The sequence below is a fragment of the Vibrio penaeicida genome (assembly GCF_019977755.1).
GTDB lineage: Bacteria > Pseudomonadota > Gammaproteobacteria > Enterobacterales > Vibrionaceae > Vibrio > Vibrio penaeicida.
The window spans coordinates 1,872,935-1,894,182 of record NZ_AP025145.1; the positions used below are offsets into that span (position 1 = coordinate 1,872,935).

The 21,248-nt window shown below is 45.4% G+C and carries 14 protein-coding genes; 7 read left to right on the top strand and 7 right to left on the bottom strand.

The genetic code is table 11. The features are described from left to right. Positions 1-4 precede the first annotated feature (4 nt). Both ctaD and coxB read right to left on the bottom strand, forming a co-directional pair. On the bottom strand, positions 5-1,600 hold the full coding sequence (gene ctaD, locus LDO37_RS26720) for a cytochrome c oxidase subunit I (protein WP_101111520.1): 1,596 nt from the start codon (positions 1,598-1,600) through the stop codon (positions 5-7). Beyond that, complete coding sequence (gene coxB / locus LDO37_RS26725; RefSeq protein ID WP_224055940.1) at positions 1,597-2,712, bottom strand: cytochrome c oxidase subunit II; 1,116 nt, start codon at positions 2,710-2,712, stop codon at positions 1,597-1,599. The genes ctaD and coxB overlap by 4 nt, the downstream gene beginning before the upstream one ends. 502 nt (positions 2,713-3,214) lie before the next feature. On the opposite strand from coxB, the gene LDO37_RS26730 reads away from it, so the two are divergent. Together LDO37_RS26730 and LDO37_RS26735 are read left to right on the top strand one after the other, a co-directional pair. Beyond that, a complete protein-coding gene (locus LDO37_RS26730; RefSeq protein WP_126606861.1) occupies positions 3,215-4,927 on the top strand; it encodes a phospho-sugar mutase in 1,713 nt (570 codons plus the stop codon). Between the two features lie 198 nt (positions 4,928-5,125). After that, positions 5,126-5,872 carry a substrate-binding periplasmic protein gene (locus LDO37_RS26735; protein WP_185829740.1) on the top strand — a complete coding sequence of 249 codons (747 nt, stop codon included), beginning with the start codon at positions 5,126-5,128 and terminating at the stop codon, positions 5,870-5,872. 23 nt (positions 5,873-5,895) lie between these two features. Here the strand turns inward: LDO37_RS26735 and serB are convergent, their stop codons facing one another. After that, positions 5,896-6,804 carry a phosphoserine phosphatase SerB gene (serB, locus tag LDO37_RS26740; RefSeq protein ID WP_126606863.1) on the bottom strand — a complete coding sequence of 303 codons (909 nt, stop codon included), beginning with the start codon at positions 6,802-6,804 and terminating at the stop codon, positions 5,896-5,898. A 350-nt stretch (positions 6,805-7,154) separates the two neighbouring features. Between serB and LDO37_RS26745 the strand changes: the two genes are divergently transcribed. The 3 genes from LDO37_RS26745 to LDO37_RS26755 all read left to right on the top strand — a co-directional run bounded on the left by LDO37_RS26745 (position 7,155) and on the right by LDO37_RS26755 (position 11,128). Further along, the gene (locus LDO37_RS26745) at positions 7,155-7,793 is read left to right on the top strand and encodes a response regulator (RefSeq protein WP_185829741.1); all 639 of its coding nucleotides are present in this window, start codon (positions 7,155-7,157) and stop codon (positions 7,791-7,793) included. A gap of 366 nt (positions 7,794-8,159) precedes the next feature. Beyond that, on the top strand, positions 8,160-9,578 hold the full coding sequence (locus LDO37_RS26750; protein ID WP_126606865.1) for a coniferyl aldehyde dehydrogenase: 1,419 nt from the start codon (positions 8,160-8,162) through the stop codon (positions 9,576-9,578). 23 nt (positions 9,579-9,601) lie between these two features. Next, the gene (locus LDO37_RS26755; RefSeq protein WP_126606866.1) at positions 9,602-11,128 is read left to right on the top strand and encodes an AMP-binding protein; all 1,527 of its coding nucleotides are present in this window, start codon (positions 9,602-9,604) and stop codon (positions 11,126-11,128) included. Between the two features lie 180 nt (positions 11,129-11,308). Here the strand turns inward: LDO37_RS26755 and LDO37_RS26760 are convergent, their stop codons facing one another. Then, positions 11,309-12,436 (bottom strand): AraC family transcriptional regulator, encoded by a 1,128-nt coding sequence (locus LDO37_RS26760; protein ID WP_126606867.1) that lies wholly within the window; start codon positions 12,434-12,436, stop codon positions 11,309-11,311. Positions 12,437-13,038: 602 nt separating this feature from the next. Between LDO37_RS26760 and LDO37_RS26765 the strand changes: the two genes are divergently transcribed. Then, positions 13,039-15,321 (top strand): lipoxygenase family protein, encoded by a 2,283-nt coding sequence (locus LDO37_RS26765; protein ID WP_185829742.1) that lies wholly within the window; start codon positions 13,039-13,041, stop codon positions 15,319-15,321. Between the two features lie 13 nt (positions 15,322-15,334). Beyond that, a complete protein-coding gene (locus LDO37_RS26770) occupies positions 15,335-15,682 on the top strand; it encodes a hypothetical protein (protein WP_126606869.1) in 348 nt (115 codons plus the stop codon). A gap of 156 nt (positions 15,683-15,838) precedes the next feature. Here LDO37_RS26770 and LDO37_RS26775 read toward each other — a convergent pair whose 3' ends face one another. From LDO37_RS26775 to LDO37_RS26785, 3 genes are read right to left on the bottom strand one after another with little or no spacing between them, the layout of a single operon-like run. Next, a complete protein-coding gene (locus tag LDO37_RS26775) occupies positions 15,839-18,511 on the bottom strand; it encodes an ATP-binding protein (protein WP_224055629.1) in 2,673 nt (890 codons plus the stop codon). Positions 18,512-18,516: 5 nt separating this feature from the next. Next, positions 18,517-19,551 carry an amino acid ABC transporter substrate-binding protein gene (locus tag LDO37_RS26780; RefSeq protein ID WP_185829730.1) on the bottom strand — a complete coding sequence of 345 codons (1,035 nt, stop codon included), beginning with the start codon at positions 19,549-19,551 and terminating at the stop codon, positions 18,517-18,519. 46 nt (positions 19,552-19,597) lie between these two features. After that, positions 19,598-21,232: a Na/Pi cotransporter family protein gene (locus LDO37_RS26785; protein ID WP_126606676.1), complete on the bottom strand. Its 1,635-nt coding sequence runs from the start codon at positions 21,230-21,232 to the stop codon at positions 19,598-19,600. Positions 21,233-21,248 lie beyond the last annotated feature (16 nt).

The window sequence follows — 21,248 nt, forward strand, 5'->3', positions numbered from 1 at the left end:
CCGATCAATCAACTTTAGGCGGCTGACTGAATGTGTGATGAGGTGCTGGGCTTGGTACTGTCCATTCCAAACCTTCCGCTCTTTCCCATGACCGCGCCTCGGCTTTCTCGCCTCCTTTGATGCATTTAATCACCAACCAGAGGAAAATAAGCTGAGACAGACCAAACGCAAATCCGCCAATCGACACTATTTGGTTCACGTCTGCAAACTGAATGGCGTAATCGGGAATCCGCCTAGGCATGCCCGCCAATCCCAAAAAGTGCATCGGGAAGAACAGAACATTCACCGAAATCACCGAACACCAGAAATGCCATAGACTCAACCGATGATCGTACATGTGACCTGTCCATTTAGGCAGCCAGTAGTAGGCGGCCGCCATGATCGAGAAGACGGCGCCAGAAACGAGAACATAGTGGAAGTGAGCCACCACAAAATAGGTATCGTGGTATTGGAAATCAGCGGGCACAATCGCCAGCATCAATCCCGAGAACCCACCTATCGTAAACAGCACAATAAATGCGATGGCAAACAACATGGGCGTTTCAAAGGTCATGGCTCCGCGCCACATCGTTGCCACCCAGTTGAAGACTTTTACCCCTGTCGGTACCGCAATCAACATGGTGCAATACATGAAGAAAAGTTCGGCAAACACTGGCATCCCAGTGGTGAACATGTGGTGCGCCCAAACCAAAAACGAAAGCAGCGCGATACTGCACGTTGCGTACACCATGGAGTGATAACCAAACAGCTTCTTACCACTGAAGGCTGGAATAATGGCCGATACGATCCCAAAGGAAGGTAAGATCATGATGTACACTTCGGGGTGCCCAAAGAACCAGAAAATGTGCTGGAACATCACGGGGTCGCCCCCGCCTGCTGCATCAAAGAAACTGGTGCCAAAGTACTTGTCTGTCAAAACCATGGTAACGGCGCCGGCCAGTACGGGCATTACAGCTATCAACAAAAATGCCGTGATTAACCATGTCCAAACAAACATTGGAAGCTTGAACCAAGTCATACCAGGTGCACGCATGTTGACAATGGTCACGATCACGTTGATCGCCCCCATTATGGAACTGATACCCATAATGTGGACAGAAAACACGAACAATGCGGTGCTATCTGGTCCATACGTCGTCGACAATGGCGCGTAGAACGTCCAACCAAAGTCCGGACCGCCACCTTCCATAAAGAGCGAACTGATTAAAATGAGAAACGCAAAAGGCAATATCCAGAAGCTCAAGTTATTCATGCGTGGCAGAGCCATATCTGGCGCACCAATCATGAGCGGAATCATCCAGTTTGCCAGTCCGGTAAAGGCTGGCATCACCGCACCAAATACCATCACCAATCCGTGAACCGTCGTCATCTGATTGAAAAAATGCGGGTCCACTAACTGCAAGCCAGGCTGGAACAATTCGGCGCGAATGATCATCGCCATGAACCCACCGGTTAAAAACATCGCAAAGCTGAACCACAAATACAGTGTGCCTATGTCTTTATGATTGGTCGAATATACCCAGCGAGCCAGCCCTGAAGGCGCTGCATGATGATCGTCATGATCATTTTCATGAGAATTTACATCGGTTGAACTGTTCATTGTCCCTCCTCGCTGCGCAAAGTATTCACGTCTGACGCTTGCGCCATATCGCCTTTGTCATTACCCCAAGCATTTCGCTCGTACGTTACTACTGCGGCAATTTGCTCATCGGTTAACTGATTTCCAAATGCTTGCATGGCTGTTCCTGCCACCCCATTTAGAACAACATCAATATGGTTGTTTACATCACCTAATGTCACGGGGCTATCTTTCATTGCAGGGAAAACGCCGGGAACACCCAACCCATTAACCTGATGACACACCGCGCATCGGTCGTTGTACACTTGCTCGCCCATTGCCATGAGTTCGTCCATAGAAAGCTCTTTAGAAAGGGCGGCTTTTGCCTCTTCTGCTGCTTGCTTCGCCACCAATTTTTGAGCGACCAACCATTCATCGAACTCTTTTTCTTCCATGGCATGCACCACTATCGGCATAAAGCCGTGATTCCGACCACACAACTCAGCACACTGACCACGATAAACACCCGGTTCATCGATTTTGGTCCACGCTTCATTGATGAATCCTGGCACTGTATCTTTCTTCACGGCGAAATCCGGCACCCACCAAGAGTGGATGACGTCGTCGGACGTTAAGAGGAACCGGACTTTCCGGTTGATGGGAAGCACAAGCGGATTGTCGACTTCAAGGAGGTAATTAGCCCCTTTCAGTTCATCACCTTCAATCTGCTTAGAGGATGTGGTTAACAAGCTAAAAAATTCGACATCCTCACCGAAATAGCTGTAATGCCACTTCCATTGAGAACCGGTAATTTTCACCGTGATATCGGATTGGCTGGTATCTTCCATATCGATAAGCGTTGTAGTGGCAGGGACTGCCATCGCAACCAATATTAAAATCGGAATCACAGTCCATATGATTTCCACTTTCGTACTCTCATGAAAGTTCGCCGCTACAGCGCCCTGAGATTTACGATGCTTGAAAATGGCGTAAAACATGACTCCAAAAACGACAACCGCTATGGCACAGCAGATGTAAAAAATCAGCATATGAAGGTCATAGACCTGCTCACTGATTCGGGTTACACCCCTTGTCATATTGTATTGGCTTCCAGACCATGCCACCGTTGGGATTAGCGCACCCCATAAACACAAAGACGTTAATCTTTTCAAAAGATCTCTCCTCTGTTTCCGCTTACAGGCTAGACACGCTTGGTAGCGCAGCGTGAATACCTCATAAGCATCAGATCGCCGTCCAAATCCGTTTGTGTTTTTATAGACGGTGATCTACTTCGCATTTCCATACAGTAATGTGATGGAACGCATGCCATGCGACTTTGGGATTATTTCCAAAGTGCTAACTATTTGTTATGGCTTTGTTAATAACCCTAGATTCTTGGCGGCAATTGTTCAAGAATTAAACGACTCTCTCCATTTTGGAATTAGACTTTGATCCCCAATTTGTCTTTTATTATTCCTTTTGTTGCTTATGTTTCGCTGAAATATCTTGTGTAAAAAATTTCAAAAAAGATTCATCGCGATTTAATCGATTGCGACCACATCGTGAGAGCTAAACCACAAAAAATGGTGTAATCATTAATGGATTTCAATTAATTTAGAGACATAATATTTAAGTACCCTTTGACAGGAAAAAACGATGAACGAATTGATGAAAAGCTGGCTGGAAAGAGACCCAGATCCTCGTACACGTGAAGAGCTGAATACACTTCAAAAAGAAAACCGCTCTGAAGAAATTGCAAACCGATTCAAAGGACGTTTAGAATTTGGTACCGCGGGATTACGTGGTGTTGTCGGTGCCGGTCCTAACCGCATGAACCGATTGGTTATCCAAGAAACCGCGACGGGCCTTGGTCAGTACCTGTTAAAAGCACAACAAGGTGCGGCAGAAAAAGGCGTTGTCATTGGTTACGATGGTCGCCCTGATTCGAAACAATTTGCCCACGACACCGCTTCTGCTCTCGCTGCGCAAGGCATCAAGGTTTACTTAACTCACGATGTTGCGGCTACTCCGATTGTTGCTTTTGGTGTACTACACCTTGGTACAGCCGCCGCTGTTGTGGTCACCGCCAGCCATAACCCGCCTGAGTACAATGGCTTCAAAGTGTACTGGGACAATGGCGCTCAAATCATTCCACCACACGATTCAGGCATTGCAGCTGAAATCGACGATGCAGCTCAAAAGCCTCTTAACCTTATGCCACTTGAAGAAGCCGAAGAAAAAGGCTTACTCGTTTGGTTGAAAGACGATTACTACCAAACCTACCGCGACACCGCGAACGCTAGCCCATTGTTGCAAAGCGATCCATCGCAACAAGCCGAGAACCTTTCTCTTGCCTACACAGCTATGCACGGCGTTGGCGCAAATATGGCTGAAACGCTGCTTGCCGATGCTGGATTTACTCAAGTACACAGCGTAGCTGCGCAACGCGAACCCGACGGCAGCTTCCCAACCGTTAATTTCCCTAACCCTGAAGAGAAAGGGGCGATGGATCTAGTGATTGCAGAAGCGAAGAAGCACAACGCAGAATTAGCCTGTGCGAATGACCCCGATGCAGACCGCTTTGCAGCAGCCGCAAGAAAAGCGGATGGCGAATACCAAATGTTAACGGGCGATCAGGTTGGTGTGTTGTTTGGTCACTACCTGCTTAATCAAGCGCAAGATAACCAAAAATTAGTGGGTGCAACGATTGTTTCCTCTAGCCTTCTGGCCAAAGTGGCGGAAGCTGCGGGCGGCACGTTCTACAAAACGCTAACGGGTTTTAAATGGCTGACTAACGTCGCTATGCAAGAGCAAACGGAAGATAAGCAGTTCCTTTTCGCTTACGAAGAAGCGCTAGGCTATACCGTAGGTACATTGGTTTGGGATAAAGATGGTCTAACCGCTTTGGTTGCCTTTGCTCAACTGGCTGCTCGCTTGAAAGCGCAAGGCAAGACCGTTTGGGATCAGCTAGAAGAGATTTACCGACAGCATGGCATGGTGATCAATGCTCAACACAGCATTGCTCTTGACCCTTCTGCGCCACCAATTGGTGACACGCTTCGCGCTAACCCACCTTCAACAATTGCAGGTCAGACGATCGCAAGTATTGAGGATTTCAAACTGTCCAAGCAAACGTTCAAAGATGGCAGTGAGAAAGCCTTAGAGTTCCCAATCAGTGACGTATTGATTTATCACCTCAATAACGGTTCACGTGTTGTGGTTCGCCCTTCTGGGACGGAGCCTAAGCTGAAGTGTTACTACGAAGTGGTTGAACCATTTAGTGCAGAAGAAAGCTACGCTGACGCGCACAAGCGTGCTGAAGAAAAGATCGACATGTTGATCAGCGAGCATCAGCACTCTCTTCAATAAGCCCTACATTTCAATCCAATAGTTTAGAGAACGAAATCTCAGACATCGAGCCCTCTACAGGAGGGCTTTGTCGTCTATTTCATCATGGGTTATGCCATTACAATTAGTGAAATCATTTTAATAGCTAGGATTTAATAGGCGAATTCAGAATTCCGACTAAGCTTACTAAAAATATAAATGGCTTTTTGGAATTTCGTGATGCTTAAAATATTGGGTCTTTGCCTTTTGGCTTTTGTCTTGCCTGTTCAGGCTGATGTCAATCGAACACTTAAAGTATGCTGGGAAGACGAAGCCAAACCGCCATTTTTGATGTTCAGTAGTAAAAATGAACCTTATGGCATCATGGTGGATGTCGTAGGCGCTGCGCTAAAAGAGAATGGCTACACGCTGGAACATATTATTCAACCGTGGAAGCGCTGCTTACACTCCATTCAGAGTGGTAAGGTTGATTTGGTTCCCAATGCCTCATACAAACTGCAGCGCACGGAGTTTTCACGCTACTCTTACCCTATCTATGAAACCAATATCGCTTTGTTCTACAAAGCGAAACGATTCAGTTCGCCACCTCAGTTTTTGTCTCAGGAAGACATTGCCAACTATAAAGTTGGTGGTGTCTCTGGGTTCAACTACAGCTTTGTTCATCCCGATGTGAATATTGATGTAGGGGCAAAATCGCGCGAACACTTAGTAAAAAAACTCATCGCAGATCGTGTTGATTTCGCTTTGCTGCAAGTAGAGGTACTCAACTATTTAGCTAAACAGAATAAGGTCGATATCACATCGCTGGATTACGTCCCTTTCCCTGACAAAAAATCCAAGGCGTACCACGTAATTTTTAATAAAAAGACAAACGACTCTGAAAACTTGAAAATCCTGTTTAATCAAACTTTTTTAAACATGAAACACAATGGTGAGCTTGAAAAAATAAAAGCAAAATATATGTAACTACTTTTGATACCGTCACAAGTTTATGCTCTTACAAACCGCGTTTCTTTCAAGCCCATTGCGTACAGTATGGTGGTTAGGTCAGTGTGTTGAATAATCAAATCGCAATCAGATATTAGCGTCGGTTTAGGGTGGTGACCAACGCCTAGTCCACTTCCTTTAAGCATGCACTTATCGTTCGCGCCATCCCCAACTGCACACACGTCCACGCTCTCGATCTGAAATGTTGTCGCACATTTTGCTGCAATGGCCGCTTTCTCTCGTCCATCGATAATTATTCCTTCCACTTGCCCATTTAACGTTCCATTACGAACATTGACATGATTGGCATAATACGCGCTGAACCCACACATTTCTGCTACGTATTGGGCAAACACAGACAGGCCACTGGTAATCAAAACGGTTCTACACGCATTCGCTTCTAGTGTTCTCACTAACGTTTTAGCACCTTGGCTTAACTTGATTTCACCACAAAGCGAAAACATCGTCTCTACCGGTATTCCCTCAAGCAATTGAACCCGACTCTTAAAGGATTCCTGAAAATCCAGCGCGCCATTCATTGCGTTTTCGGTGATGGTTTTTACCTCAGACCAAACACCATTTAAGCTCGCGAGCTCGTCCATCATTTCCTGAACAATGATCGTCGCTTCCATATCGGCAACCAGCAACTTTTTTTGTCGTGCGTCTTTATGCTGAATCACACAATCAAATTCCAACCCTTTCGATTCTGCCTTCGCTCTCAACTGCTCAACAAGAAAAGCGGCATTTTGATCATTGATGTCTACATGAAAATCCGCTGCTTTTTCATAGGAGAGCCACGTAACGTGTTTGAAGCGAACCCTATATTGGGAACACAGGGTTAAAATAACCATAAAAATGGAAGACCATTGATGACCATTATTTGCCTTGGTGACGACAGTCAGTACATGCATAATTTATCTCGACGTTATCTATATTGTTGTACTGCGGATAAAACCGCCATTGACCCACAACACTCATATAGATTGACGAAAAAACAGACGCTCTACCATTCACCTAAAGACATAATCTTTGCTCATAACTTTTAGCACCACTTTCAATATTATGGGGAAAATATGTACAGAAGTAACAACCCCACACCATACTAAGTATGTCGCAAGCATTACCTCTCACGAGAGCTACGACTTTAGTTATAGCTAAGCGATATATACTTAGTTATAAGCCTTTCGTTTTGCCAAGTTGGTCATTGCGTAACATAGGGCTTCTGTGCATCCTTTCTATTCACCCAATTCAAGGAAGTAGCATGTTAAACATACTGATTGCGGATGATCATGCATTAGTTCGAAAGGGAGTGATCGCAGCACTTTCAGAGCATGTGAGCTCAGTTAACTGCGAAGAGTGCACGTGTATTGCCGACGTAATGACAAAGCTCTCCGGTGGTGATGCAGATTTGGTTTTACTGGATATTTGCCTTCCAGATGCCGATGGATTTTCAGGGCTGAAATCCATTAAATCTTCCTACCCTTCTGTTCCTGTCGCCATACTTTCTGCTAGAGACGACGAGCAGTCCGTTCGGGGTGCATTGGATGCAGGGGCTGACGGATATATACCCAAAGCCAGTTCAACTCAGGTCATGTTGAGTGCTATTCAGTTAATTTTAGAGGGGGAAGTCTATCTCCCTTCATTGCTCCTCCAAGCAACACAGTCTCAAACCGATGGATTAGCAAACAGTTCATCGAATGCGCGCTCAGCTTCCGGTCTGACTAAAAGGCAGCAAGAAGTTCTTCAACTTATTGAGAAGGGATACTCAAACAAAGAGATTGCGCGCGAAATTTTCTGCACTGAAGGAACAGTAAAAGCACACGTCACTGCCATTTTTAAACTGCTAGGCGTGAACAGCCGAGTCAAAGCCGTGATTGCAGCCAAAGCCATTCAAGAATAATCATACCTGCTAGAGGTCAAACACAAGGCGACCTCTCTTTCTCCTTTGCCCCATATCCCTTAGACCTTAAGAGATAATCTTTTGGCACGAATTCATAACGCTCCCTATCGGGCAGTAAGAGATACTGTTCATCATTAACGAGCGCCAATTTACAGCAGCCCTTACGTTGTTTTTATATCGGTTTTCAAGTGAATACACCGATGCAAACCGCAAGGTTAATAATCGCTGATTGGGTAAACCATTCATTTTTAGGCATGTATTTCAGCCTATTCATTATGCGCTCCAAGGATTTAGGACATTTAACTAGGTGAGAACTGTATTGGCTTTTTGTACAGCGGCTCTCGCTAAGGCATTAGGAGCAATGAGATGAAAAACGAGCCAATCGACTTACAGCTAAGCGTTCACTATTTACGGTTAACGAGCGCTTTCAACGCTAACCCTTTTCCCAGCTACGACGCTCGTATTGAAAAGCTGAAATTGCTCAAGCACACCATTTTGCGCAACCAAGACTGCCTGCTAAAAGCATTAAGTCAGGATTTTGGCTACAGAAGTGATTATGAAAGTATTGTTGGTGATATTTATACGACCGTTTCAGCCATCAATTACACGCTAAAACACTTGAAAAGCTGGATGAAGCCTAACCGCCTTAAAATCGGTATACAGCATCAACCTGCTCACTCAAGTGTGGTGTACCAGCCTCTCGGAGTAGTGGGCATAATCGCCCCTTGGAATTACCCAATCAATTTGGCACTGACCCCTCTAACCGCCGCTATCGCTGCAGGTAACCGAGTGATGTTAAAAGCCTCTGAACATACACCAAAAACGAACCAGCAACTAAAACATATCTTGTCGGAAGTCTTCGAGGCAGACCAAGTAACCTTCATCCAAGGCGGTGCAGAAACGGCCATCGAGTTTACTAAGCTAAAGTTTGATCATATTTTTTTCACGGGTTCAACGACCGTGGGCAGAGAAGTTATGCGTGCCGCCGCCGACAATTTGGTTCCTTGCACATTGGAATTAGGAGGCAAATCGCCAGTAATCATCGACCAGAATGTGGATATTCCGAAAGCGGTAACTCGCTTCATTTTTGGAAAAACATTCAACGCAGGGCAAACATGTGTGGCTCCCGATTATGTGTTTTGCCCCACCAGCAAAATTAAACAACTGGTTGAAGCGGTTTCGAACCAATATAAAGAGATGTACACGGAAGAATCTGAAACCATCGATTCCACCCATGTCATCAATCAAAATCAATTTGACCGCCTTTCCGAACTGGTGGAAGACGCAGTAGCAAAAGGTGCAAAAGCTCACACCATTTCTCCGCTTTCCACACGAGACCAAGATACCTTTTTCCCACTCACGCTGATTACTGATTGCCAACCGGATATGCGTGTGATGCAAGAGGAGATATTTGGTCCCATTCTGCCCATTGTCGGGTACGAACAAAAAGAAGAAGTCGCGCAGAGTATTTGCGCTGGCGATCGCCCTCTCGCCCTGTACCTAATCGGTGACGATAAAGACTTCCAAGATTACATACTCACCCACACCCACTCCGGCGGTGTGTGTATTAATGATGCAGCCTTCCATGTCACGGTGGAAGAGCTTCCATTTGGTGGTGTGGGTCAATCAGGATTTGGGAAATACCATGGACGGGAAGGTTTTCTTACCTTTTCGAATGCAAAAGCCATTTTAAAAAGAGGCGGGCATCTTTACCCGATGTCATTTTTGTTTCCGCCCTACGGCAACAAAATGCACGCACTTTTTTACAAGCTTTTTGTCCGCTAACGCGAAAAATAAGGTGAGATACTATGAATAGTAATGCGAATTTAGGGAAAATGATCGAGCTTACGTGTGCTCGTTTCGGCGACAGGGTCGCATTTGAATGCCAAGGAAAGGAAATCACCTTCAATCAAGTTGAACATCAGTCTAGGCAGCTCGCCATATGGTTTCAGCAACACCCAGAGTTGATACAAGGTGACCGTATTGCTATCCAACTGCCCAATGTACTGCATTATCCCATTGTGGCTTATGCCGCTTTACGCGCGGGGTTGGTCGTTGTAAACACCAACCCACTCTACACCTACCGAGAATTAAGCCACCAATTGGCGGATTCAGGCGCGAAAGCTTTGGTTGTGCTCGATGCAAACAACATCGATATAGAACAGATCAAGTTCGATACGAATGTCAGCATTTTTCTGCAAGCCAGCCCCGTTTTGAGCGAAAATTCGCTAGTCACTCCCATTGATAGCGCCATAGAAATGGCTTCTGGAGAACTGGCTCCCTACGATCCTTCCTACTCTGATATTTGCGTATTGCAATATACTGGCGGCACGACGGGCCTAGCAAAAGGGGCGTGCCTAACTCACCATGGATTAATACAAAACATCCTTCAGTTAAGCCATCGATTGAATAAGCAGCTGAATGATGATGGGGAGATTTCCATTTGCCCATTACCGCTGTATCACATTTACGCTTTTGCCGTGAATATGCTGCTAATTTTCTCATACGGGGGCAGAAATGTCCTCATACCTAACCCTCGTGATATTGATTCGATGATCACTGCAATCGAGCCTCACTCCTTCACCATGTTCTCTGGGATCAACACGCTTTTCGTTGCCTTATGCCACCACCCAAAATTTAAGTCTCTGAATTTTGATAGTTTAAAATTAACGCTTTCTGGTGGGGCTGCGCTGACGGAAAATGCTCGAAAAATGTGGTTAGACACAACAGGGAAAACCATATCAGAAGGCTATGGGATGTCGGAAACTTCGCCCGTCATCGCGCTCAATGAACCTGGAAATGAAGAATATGGCACCGTCGGTTTGCCGCTTGTCGATACGAAAGTGGAAATCTGGGATCTCAACGAAAAGCCCTTAGAATCGGGAGAAGTCGGCGAAATAGTGATTAGCGGCCCGCAAGTTATGGAAGGGTATTGGAATCGTTCTCAGGAAACTGAAGAAGTCATTACCTCAAGCGGCTTTTTTAAAACGGGGGATCTTGGGCTCATTATGCCTTCTGGGGCAATCAAAATTGTCGACCGACTCAAAGACATGATTTTAGTGTCTGGTTTTAACGTCTACCCGACCGAAATTGAACAGGTATTATGTGACCACCCATCCATTATGGAAGCCGCCGTTGTCGGAGGGGAGGATCCGAAAACAGGCGAGGCGGTTCTAGCCTATATCACCGTGTCTAACCCGCTCACCATTGATGAAGTTGTCGCCCATTGTCGCGAGAATTTGACCGCCTATAAAGTCCCTAAAATGATACAAATTCTGCCAGAGCTACCAAAGTCGACCGTTGGGAAAATTCTAAGAAGAGAGCTTCGCCGATAAATCTGCCGTTGTCGCTGTAAAGCGCTCAACCTAACAAAGCCGACATCGTCATTAAGCAGAGCATTCCACTCTCTCGGAATGCCTGCTTTCTTTTTCTACCAAAAACTTCACACAAACTCGACTGCAACTTGATCCGATGCGTTTTTCACCAGTAAAGAATGAGGCAAGTTGGCGAGTTGATTAACCTTGTAGGCTGACATGAGATTGGCTGGTATCGCTTTTTATATCGCTTGAGCTTTCGACATCTCTCGAATTTTCTGTGTCATTCGAACTTTCTATATCACTAGAGCTTAGGTAACGAGCTCGGTATTCACCCGGGGTGCAATTCGTCCAACGCTTAAAGGCTCGATTGAAATTTGCTACGCTAGAAAAACCCACTAGATAACCAATTTCTCCCAAACTGAGATGGGGTTGCTTAATGTACTCCATTGCTATTCGCTTACGTGTATTCTCTAAGATTTCTTTGTAGCTCGTGCCTTGTTCATTGAGCTTGCGCTGGAGGTTCCGAAGGCTAATGCCCAGTTGTTTCGCAATATCAGATTGAGATGGCGCACCTAAAGAGAGGTGATCGGTAATACTGTTGATGATGGTATAGGTTAGGTTTTCTTTATCAACGCGAGATAAGAACTGATCAAGTACTTTCTTGTGCACTTGATTGATCATAGGGTTACAGCCCAACGCGCGTTTTTTGGCTTCCTCAAGATCATAAACAATCGTATTTTTTTCAGCACCAAACTCCACTTCACAGCCAAAATACTCTTCCAAATACTGAGTATTGACGGGGCGGTCGTAAGCAAACGTCACCAATTTAACATCGGGTTCGTAACTGGCGATCTCGCGTGAAAACTGAACCAAGGTTGCCATGAATGTTTCGGTGGATATTCGGGATAACACGTTCCTACCGCTATCGGGGTATTTATGAACGATAAGCTCCGTGACCATTTTGTTGTCGTCAGTATGAACTTGCATACTGCAACAGTTTGAAATGACACGTTTGTACTGCGCAATTCGCTCGAACGCATCAAGCAAACTATCGGAAGATATCATTGCGTAGCCCAGAGCATGAAAAGTACTGGGATGAAAGTTTTTGGCAACTTGTGTGGGGAAGTAAAACCCGAGCGCTTGTTTGTTACAGTGAATCAACAAGTCTGAAAGTCGTTCAATGCCTATTCTTGCTTCAGGGTTATTAATGCAGGCAGGGTCTATATCAAATTGATCTAGAATGGCACTTGTTTGTAAATTGGCATCATTCATTGCCTTAGTGATGGGTATGAGCCATCCGCTCAGTGTTGAATAATACTCGTTCATAAAGCTAAACCACCCAAACCAGTCAGTTAACACAAATTTAACATAAACCGTAAGCAATCGTAATGATACCAATAATGAGATTGTGGGTATTATTCTTTGTGTTTCAACATTAAGACTTCACGCTGCTCATCTGCCCATTCCTGTGTGCCAATAGAACCTAAAAAACGGAGAGTTACATCATTATTACCCTTCGTTCTTCCCCAATTCTATCGCTTATTTATCAGAATATTAGCGACTTATTCAACCACACTAACCCGCCTTTTTCCCTTCAACAGCAAGACGTGCGCACAAAGACAATCATGTGGCAGGTAATGACAATTGAAACAATAAAAATACGATTAACATGACGTCATGGGTTCATCATTTAGCGTTGATACTTTCCGCCTAAGATCATACCGTTTGTACGAGAAACGTACTTGTTGACTAGGTATTCTCAACATCAGATTGAGCTATGGAATAAATGAGTGAAGCCCGGAAAAACCGGAGAGAAACACGGCAAACGGATCACATTATCGTTCGTCGACATTTAACTATAGCCCCACATCATCAGCCTATGCTGAGCGGTGTTGCGGTAACTACACGACATGAATGCAGGTATGTTTATGAGTGACATCGAAAACAACAAGGCGTTTCTGGATTCGCCTGAATTTCATCAACTACAACAACAGATTGCAACCTATGAACGACTCAGGCAATCGGGGTTGCCTGAACAAGATGCGATGCAAAGAAGTTTGCAATATGACACCCAAGAAAAGTTAGATTCCATCGTGCTGCCAAACTGGGAAGATTGGGAGCGAATTTGCCCCAAAGATGCCGATCCAAACTGGCGACCTCAAGCAGTCACTGGCTCCCGCATCAACGAATTACCTGAATTTCCATTTCCCGTTATTCCACAGCATGCGACTGAAGAACAAAAAGCCGCGCGTAAAAAGCAAATTGAGCAAGCTAAGAAGAACAACTGGCATGATTACAAACGTCTTCTTAATGTCCCTGTTCACGGAAACGTCGATTCAATAGAAGTGCGAAACAATACGCCATGGACAGTGAGGGGAACAGAAGAAGAGCGAAATGCCCGCGCACAGGAATGGGACTTTGGGGTAAGCGATGCCTGCCTTGCACGTGCGGATGACTGGGCGCTGTTTGACGCGAGCGTACGCCACATCAGCAAAAACCTCGTACGAATTGCCTTAATAGGCGGTCCAGCGGTCATTAGCGGTCTCATACTTTTGCTTGGAAAACTGGTTGAGTTAGTCATTACAGGGCAGGCAAAATTCGAAACCGTCGACCCAATTGTTCTAACGGTGCCCCCTGTAGCCGTCTGGTCTGCGGATGATTTACTGTTCTACCCTTACGATATTGATAGCGACACCGGTGCTCGTAAATACGACCCTCAATATCCTCGCCCTCCGTGGCACGAAGATTTCTTTAACGATGATGTCATCGCACACCTTCAGATTGCACCTGAAACCCCAGTTTTTGATTACTTTCAGCCCCTCAAAGAGCCAATGAGTAACTTTCCGTTTACGGATGCAATGTTCAACAAAATCGAAGGGTTTAAAGACGACAACCTTGCCGATGCCATGAGTGAAGGGCGAGTGTTTGTGACCGACTTTGGGGATTTTCATGACGAAGTCATGGCGCAATTCCAACCCGATAGAACAGCAGACGACATCCCACAAACGGGGGGAAGACTGTATCCCGCCATCGCAATGTTTGCGGTTCCGAAAGGAAGCGATAAACTGAAAACCATCGCAATACAACCCACTCAGCGCCCACCTTTGAACGACTGGGAATGGTGGTGGTGGTACAACTTTGGATTTGGTAACGTTCCTCATCCACCATCAAAAATCATTACACCAGCTGATGATAAGTGGACTTGGAGAATGGCGAAGAATACCTTTACCACCATGTATTCCATGTCCAATGTGATTGATCACTTATCTACTCACGTATTTCTCTGGCCGGTATCCACCAGTTTTTATCGAACCATACCGGAAAGCCACCCACTTTCAGCCTTGGTACTGCCACATTTAACATCGCTTTCTTTTAACAATTACCTTGGCGTATTTTTTGACCCTTCCACCAAAACGTCCAACCCTGATGGAACAGCGGTATATGGTGATGGCTACGGCGGAACATTAACGGGTGTGGTGAAAACCATTTCAGGCATCAGCAACAAATCGTTTGTTCACGGCACCATAAGACGCTCTAAACACTATCACTTTACCCAACATGGACAGCCATTTGATCGCAGAGAAAATGGAGAGTTTGATGTTATTGGGGATTACCCACAACACGATGATGACATTGGGCAGTGGCAAGCCATACGTGATTGGGTAGAAGGGTATATCCATCTCTACTACAACAGCGATAGCGATGTTGCTAACGATACTGAAGTACAGGACTTTTTCGAAGATGCGTATGGTGCAGGCGTGAATGGATTCCCAGCTTCCGCCTCTACTCGACAAGAGCTGATCGATACCATTAGCCACCTTATTTACTGGATGTCAATTAACCATGGGTTAGGGAATTTATCTGGATTCCAGCCAATAGGCGCACTTGGGTACTATTCACATCTCGCGTTGGACCCTGCAGGTCGAAGAACAAAAACCGACTGGTTACACGCTTGCCCTAGATTAAACGTCGGGATGGGACTCTTTGAATTTGCTAGAAACTTTCTCGATGTACCGGTTCCTTGGCACCGAAGTTTTGGTAAATACCCGCAAGGTAACTTTATGCATGATCCTCGTGTTTACACACATTTACACCAGTTCCAAAGTGAATGTAAAAACATCGATGACACGCTAAGAGCGAAAAACCGAAACAGACGTTGGGCATATGAGTTAAAACTCCCCTCCACGTTAACAGTAAGCCCATGGAATTAATTGGAGAATCAATATGTTTAAAAACAACGTGAATCGCCGACAAATGATGAAACTTGTAGGCAAAACATCTGTGGCGGGTTATGCCTTAACCTCTATAAGCCTCAATGCTTCTACCAATCTTATATCAGTAAAAGGTGAAAACGAGGCAAGTTCTCCAGAAGCGTTTATTCAATCGATTCTCAGAAAGAAACTTGGGAAGCTTGATGAAGTGACTGAAGAAGAAATCACGTTTTTCGCGAAGCAATATGTGGCGTTCCATGGTGAAGATTTCAATTACAAGAAACAGTTGGAATCCCCTATTGATGAGCTCATGCTAATGAAGGAGTTTGTACAAAGTGTTAAGTATCGACCAATCGCGTAAATAGCACTTACTCTCTAAGCTTTGCCAATCGCCCTCGGTGTTTGTCTACACTGAGGGCGATTGGTTTGCTCATATAAAACATATGGCTCGACTCTCGTAAGCCAAAGAAATGAAGCAGGGATGAACTGTTAGCTCTCTGTATTTGGCCCTCTGTATTTAACTCTCAGTATTTAGCTCTCTCCAGATATGCCGTAATAGAGCACCTAGCTTCCCAGCACTGACAGGCTTGGTAAGAAAATGAGCACCAATAGATTCTGCATTCACTCGAACTTCTGGGCTAGAATCTCCAGAAATCACCACACTGGAAAATTCAGGTCGACTGGATTTACGTTTCAATTCCGCCACCACATCCAAAGTAGAGTACCCATCGTCTAAGTGAAAATCGGATATCAGGATAAAAGGATCGGTATTCGAGAACTCAAAGCGTTCAACATCTGAATAGTATTTAAATTCATGAACTTTGCACCCCCAACGCTCCAGTAGTTGCCTAGTGGTATCTAATACTTGAGGGTCGTTCTCCACAAGCAAAACAGGTAAACCGTCCATTTTTCTGGTTGGATAACTTTCCTGGTCGGGTTGAATTTTTGGGGCATCGCGTTTGCCTCTTGGTAATGCGACAGAAAAACCCGTTCCGCGCTCAGACGAATAGACCTTTATGTCCCCTTCCATCAGTTTTACGAGCTGCATCGTGATAGCAAGCCCTAAACCAAGACCCGACTTGCCCTCTGTCTGCGTTTTTTTGCCTTGGTAAAACTCTTTGAATATTTTTTGTTGCTCATGCAGTGGAATACCCGATCCGTTATCCCAAACTTGTATCTGAATCTGCTCGGTTCTATTTCTTACTCCTAACAGGATTTTCCCCTGTTCAGAATAGCGCACAGCATTGGACAATAAGTTGCGCACGATTCGCTCCACCATCGCGAGATCCGCAAATGCATGTGAGGAAGTGGGCACATAATGGAGCATCGATTCTGGTTTATTCAAACCATGCCGATACTCTTGAGCAAGGCGAGCGAGCATTCCATCCAACGCAAAGTGTTCTAACCTTGGTGTGATCGCTCCGGCTTCTAGCCGTGAGAAGTCAAGAATATCTGTAAAGAGCTGATTCATGCTTTGATGCGCAAAGTACAGGTCTTCCAGCCGCTCGTAATACTGAGCATGTCGAGCGTCTTCTAAAAGTGGTTCCAATAACAGCCCCATCGCGTGTAATGGTTGCCGGAGATCGTGGCTAGCAGACGCTAAGAATTGAGATTTGGCTCGGTCGGCGGATTCGGCTTTCTCCATGGCACATATCATCGCATTTTCCGCCGCTTTTCGGTTGGTGATGTCCGTATGCACCCCAACCGTCCCACCTTGCTCTGTTCGTCGCTCAATGATGGAAACCCAAGTTTCGCTGCTTAACTCCAAATCCAAATTTTGGATTTGGTTATCTCTCAGTGCCAACCTTTTTTCTAGGTAATTTTCCGGTTGAATGACCTTATTGTGACGAGCTAACCACAGCAACAAATCGGAAAAGTCTCGCCCCTCCATATCCCATGTTTCGGGGAATCCGTACAACTCCCGATATCGAGCATTACATAAGATGAGTTTGTCTTTTTCATCATATAAAACAAAACCTTCTGTAATACTCTCTATCGCATCCAGTAACTGATTCTGAGCCTGACTGGCAGCATTTCTTGCTTGTTTTAATTGGTGCTCTCTGTCTTGGATTGTATCGACAAAAAACTTCAACGTGCCCGCCATGTCTGTGATTTCGTCATTGCCTTTCAACGGTATGCGGACAAGCGTTCCTTTCGCGTGCGCTTCCATACTGGTTTTCAGGGTTTGTATGCGGCTGATAACCGAGCGGTCGATATAAAGGAAAATACCGACACCGGCAACAACGCATATAATGGCGGCAAGGACTAACTGAATGGTTCTCTGTTTTGTCTCTTCAACAATATCTTGGTTTTGACGCATGACCTTTTGTTCGATTTGGTCAATGATCACCGTAGTAACAGACAAAAATCGGCTAACGCTTTGCCTATGTTGGGAAAACACACCATCCAACTCAGACTGAACTTGGAATTTTCTTTTATTCAGAGCAAACAGACCGTTGTCTCCCTCTGCAAGTTCAACAATTTTGGCTAACGCTTGTTGGTGCTTTGACCTATTTTCCTTGTCAAAAAGCGAAATGTTAGACGCCAACTGCTGCTCTAACGTATCAAATTCATTCTGATATCGGCGCAGCAAAACAGGATGTTCAACTCCGTTGAGTTGATTGAGTAAACTGGACATATTGGCGAACATCAGATACCAGTTTGAGTGATAGGTTTGCTTGGTTCCTCCTTCAATCGTATTGTGCGCTTTTGTAAAATCAGACTGCAATTGGTTAATCTTGGCAAGCGTACGTCGCCGGCTGTCATCCCACCTAATTCGCTTTGATACCAAGTGGTTAAGTTCATGAAAACTGTCCGATAAATCAGAACGATAACCGTTCAAACGCTCTGCTTGTTCAGTATTCACAGCATTGGTGGAGAGCTGCTCGATGGCATTCCCCAACAGTGAATCTTGATCCCGAACTTGAAACATTACAGACTCGTTTGCCTGCAATGAACGAGCGGTCATCATGGAAGGAGCAAAAGACATCAGTGACGCGTTAAATTGCCTTAAGTCAGATGCCGCTATGATCGCTTTGACACCATCAACAGCAACATCATTAAAACGCTTTTGGAATCCATTGTAAGCATTGATGGCCATGGCACTCACCAGCACCGCCAGTAATACCAAAACCCCAAGAGAAAGGAACATGCGTACCGAAATTCCGTAACGAGAGCGAACAAGCTTCATATTAATTACCGAAAAGGCGCTGGTTGATGTAAGCCACCGTTAGTCCAAAGTTCGTTCACCCCTCGATTTATTCCCTCAATAGATGCCTCACTTAGGTTCTGGCTATACAACTCTTCATAATTACCGACATCTCTAATAATTCTGAACGCCCATTTGGCATCCAAACCTAGGCTGCCTAGCCACGCTTCGGGGGTATTCAGTAGTCGCTTCGCCTCTGGGCTGAGCTTGGTATCCGCGTTGGTAACATTTTGACTACTCAACCCTAAGTACTCAGCAAGAAGAGGGACTTGGCTGCTCCAACGCACCACATCGAACCAGTTAGGATCATCATCTCTGACATAGGGTCCTAGCGGCTCACGAGAAATCACATCACTCAGTAAATGATAGCCATTAGGGTCATCCAGCAACCCTGTTAAACCACCGAGCAAATCGGTGACTTCCGAGGTCATTAACTGACAACGGCTCCGTAAGAATGCATGCCATCGCCCGGCTTGACTCTCGGTTTCAAGTATTTCGAAGGGTAAGTTGTTCTGCTGGATATAATCTTTAATGTTTTCAAGTGATGTGGTTCCTTTGGTTACACACACGGTCGCTTTATCCAATTCTGCAGCCCGATCGATTGCTACTGTTTTCTTCCCATTAACGTATTTATTGATGAGCAGCCTCTGTTCGTCATACAGGGTCACCCCCGTAAAACTCAGCCCCAAACTCACATCGCGCTGAAATGTCCATGTCGCTGTGCGAATAATCACATCAACTTCTTTGTTTGCCAACGCCTTAAATCGCCCTTGGCTATCCAAGGGGATGTATTGAACGGCTTCGACATCCTTAAGAACGGCGGCAGCGATGGTTCGGCAGAAATCAACATCAAACCCTTTCCACTTCCCATCTCGACTTCGCGTTGCAAAACCGAAATCGTCAATCCCGACCCCGCAACGTAAATACCCCCGCTCTTGAACAGCTTGTAGTGTCTCTCCTCCCCACACCCGTTCCGCTTGAAATAGGACAACAATCAATATGCCCAACACGATTTTTTTCATGCACATTCCTTTCTGCAATGATACTTTTTGGTTAGACCCTGTTGCTCTAGACCATTCCCTCAAAAGGCTTTTTCTCTTCAAAGGATAGCAACATCGGCTTCACAACGGACAAAATTTGAGCATCGATGTAACAAAGATCGCGAATCAAATCCATGTGATACGCGCTGGTCTCTAAACTTTCTATTTTGCCTGCTTTAATACGCCGAATATGTTCTCGAACGCCCTCTTCTTCCATTTCGTTTATTTGCTTTCGTTCGTGGTAAATTTGCTCCGCCATCGCCTGATCATTGGTGATAAACGTGCCAAGCATTAGCTTTAGTCGCCGATGAACGTGTTTGTGTATCGACAACAATTCCTGTTCACCTCCTGATGAGAAATGCCTATTTTGGTTAGCTTTGGTGGCTAATATTGTTGCCATGCTCTCAGTAAGATCACCGATATGCTCCAATTTCGTTGAGAACACGAGAATTTCCGTAACACGTTTACTTTCAAATTTATCCAACTCCGTCCTACTGACGGCTGAAAGAAAATGGCGGATTTTTTCGTGCAATTCGTCAATGCTATTATCGAGCGCACCTATTCGCTCTGCCGTTTTCAAGTCGTTGTTCACAATCGCGTCGCGAGTGAGGAGTAACATTTTGTCGACCACATCGCCCATTCTCATGGTTTCTCTTAACGCAGCGGCAAGCGCCGTTTTCGGATCGCCGATGTAATCGCTGTCTAAGTGCCGTGTATCGTCAGAAGCAGGCTGTTTCGAGTTGGAGCCTAAAATAGTGGACATGAAATCGGCGACAGGATGAATAAAACCAATAAAGAACAAAGCAATAGCGATGTTAAACATCATGTGAAAATGGACCAGCTGACGTGAATCCGAACTGTCTATGTAGCGCATTAACTCAGGTAGGTATGCCAAAAAGGGGCTGACCACTAACACGCCCGAGAGCTTAAACAATCCATTTCCAATAGGGACACGCCGAGCGATAGGCGCGTCATTCAATGTCGCCATGATAGGAGGTAACGCACTGCCAAGGTTCGCCCCTAAAATCATGGCAAAGGCTAATTCCAGGGGTAAAACTTGGTTGGAGACCATTGAAACAATCAGTAAAACAACCGCTAAACTGGAATGCAGCAGCCAAGTCAGCAGTGCCGCCAAAATAATGCCCAACCCAATTTCGCTTTCAAGTGCGCCAATGAGATGAACTAATAACGAGGATTCATTTAAAAACGCGGACAACTCCACCAAGATTTTCAGCGATAAGAGCATGAGCCCCAACCCAAACAGCGCGTAGCCAGAGCTTTGTACGACAAACGCCTTGCCATGCTTACGAAGTAAATGCCCCAAAATCATCAGGAAAGGGGATATCCAACTGGCATCAAAAGTAAGCACCTGTGCCACTAACGTCGTGCCGACATCTGCCCCCAGCATAACGGCCAATGCTGGTGCGGTGCTGATCAACCCACGAGCAGAAAAGGAGGCCACCATTAACCCTGTTGCTGTGCTGCTTTGCAACAAAGTGGTGACCCCTGCCCCTACAAGCAAAGCGGAAAATCGATTGGCAACACTCATGCCTATGGCGACTTTCAAGTCATGACCAAACGCCTGAGTGATGCCTTTTCGTACCATATTCATCCCCCACAAAAGCAGGACTATCGCCCCGAACAGAGATAATAAAGTTTGCATAATGACCTTTACTTGG

Excerpts from the sequence above, each read along its gene's own strand:
- ctaD (WP_101111520.1), bottom strand. The coding sequence starts at position 1,600 with ATGAACAGTTCAACCGATGTAAATTCTCATGAAAATGATCATGACGAT.
- LDO37_RS26730 (WP_126606861.1), top strand. The coding sequence starts at position 3,215 with ATGAACGAATTGATGAAAAGCTGGCTGGAAAGAGACCCAGATCCTCGT.
- LDO37_RS26735 (WP_185829740.1), top strand. The coding sequence starts at position 5,126 with ATGCTTAAAATATTGGGTCTTTGCCTTTTGGCTTTTGTCTTGCCTGTT.
- serB (WP_126606863.1), bottom strand. The coding sequence starts at position 6,804 with ATGCATGTACTGACTGTCGTCACCAAGGCAAATAATGGTCATCAATGG.
- LDO37_RS26745 (WP_185829741.1), top strand. The coding sequence starts at position 7,155 with ATGTTAAACATACTGATTGCGGATGATCATGCATTAGTTCGAAAGGGA.
- LDO37_RS26750 (WP_126606865.1), top strand. The coding sequence starts at position 8,160 with ATGAAAAACGAGCCAATCGACTTACAGCTAAGCGTTCACTATTTACGG.
- LDO37_RS26755 (WP_126606866.1), top strand. The coding sequence starts at position 9,602 with ATGAATAGTAATGCGAATTTAGGGAAAATGATCGAGCTTACGTGTGCT.
- LDO37_RS26760 (WP_126606867.1), bottom strand. The coding sequence starts at position 12,436 with ATGAACGAGTATTATTCAACACTGAGCGGATGGCTCATACCCATCACT.
- LDO37_RS26765 (WP_185829742.1), top strand. The coding sequence starts at position 13,039 with ATGAGTGACATCGAAAACAACAAGGCGTTTCTGGATTCGCCTGAATTT.
- LDO37_RS26770 (WP_126606869.1), top strand. The coding sequence starts at position 15,335 with ATGTTTAAAAACAACGTGAATCGCCGACAAATGATGAAACTTGTAGGC.
- LDO37_RS26775 (WP_224055629.1), bottom strand. The coding sequence starts at position 18,511 with ATGAAGCTTGTTCGCTCTCGTTACGGAATTTCGGTACGCATGTTCCTT.
- LDO37_RS26780 (WP_185829730.1), bottom strand. The coding sequence starts at position 19,551 with ATGAAAAAAATCGTGTTGGGCATATTGATTGTTGTCCTATTTCAAGCG.
- LDO37_RS26785 (WP_126606676.1), bottom strand. The coding sequence starts at position 21,232 with ATGCAAACTTTATTATCTCTGTTCGGGGCGATAGTCCTGCTTTTGTGG.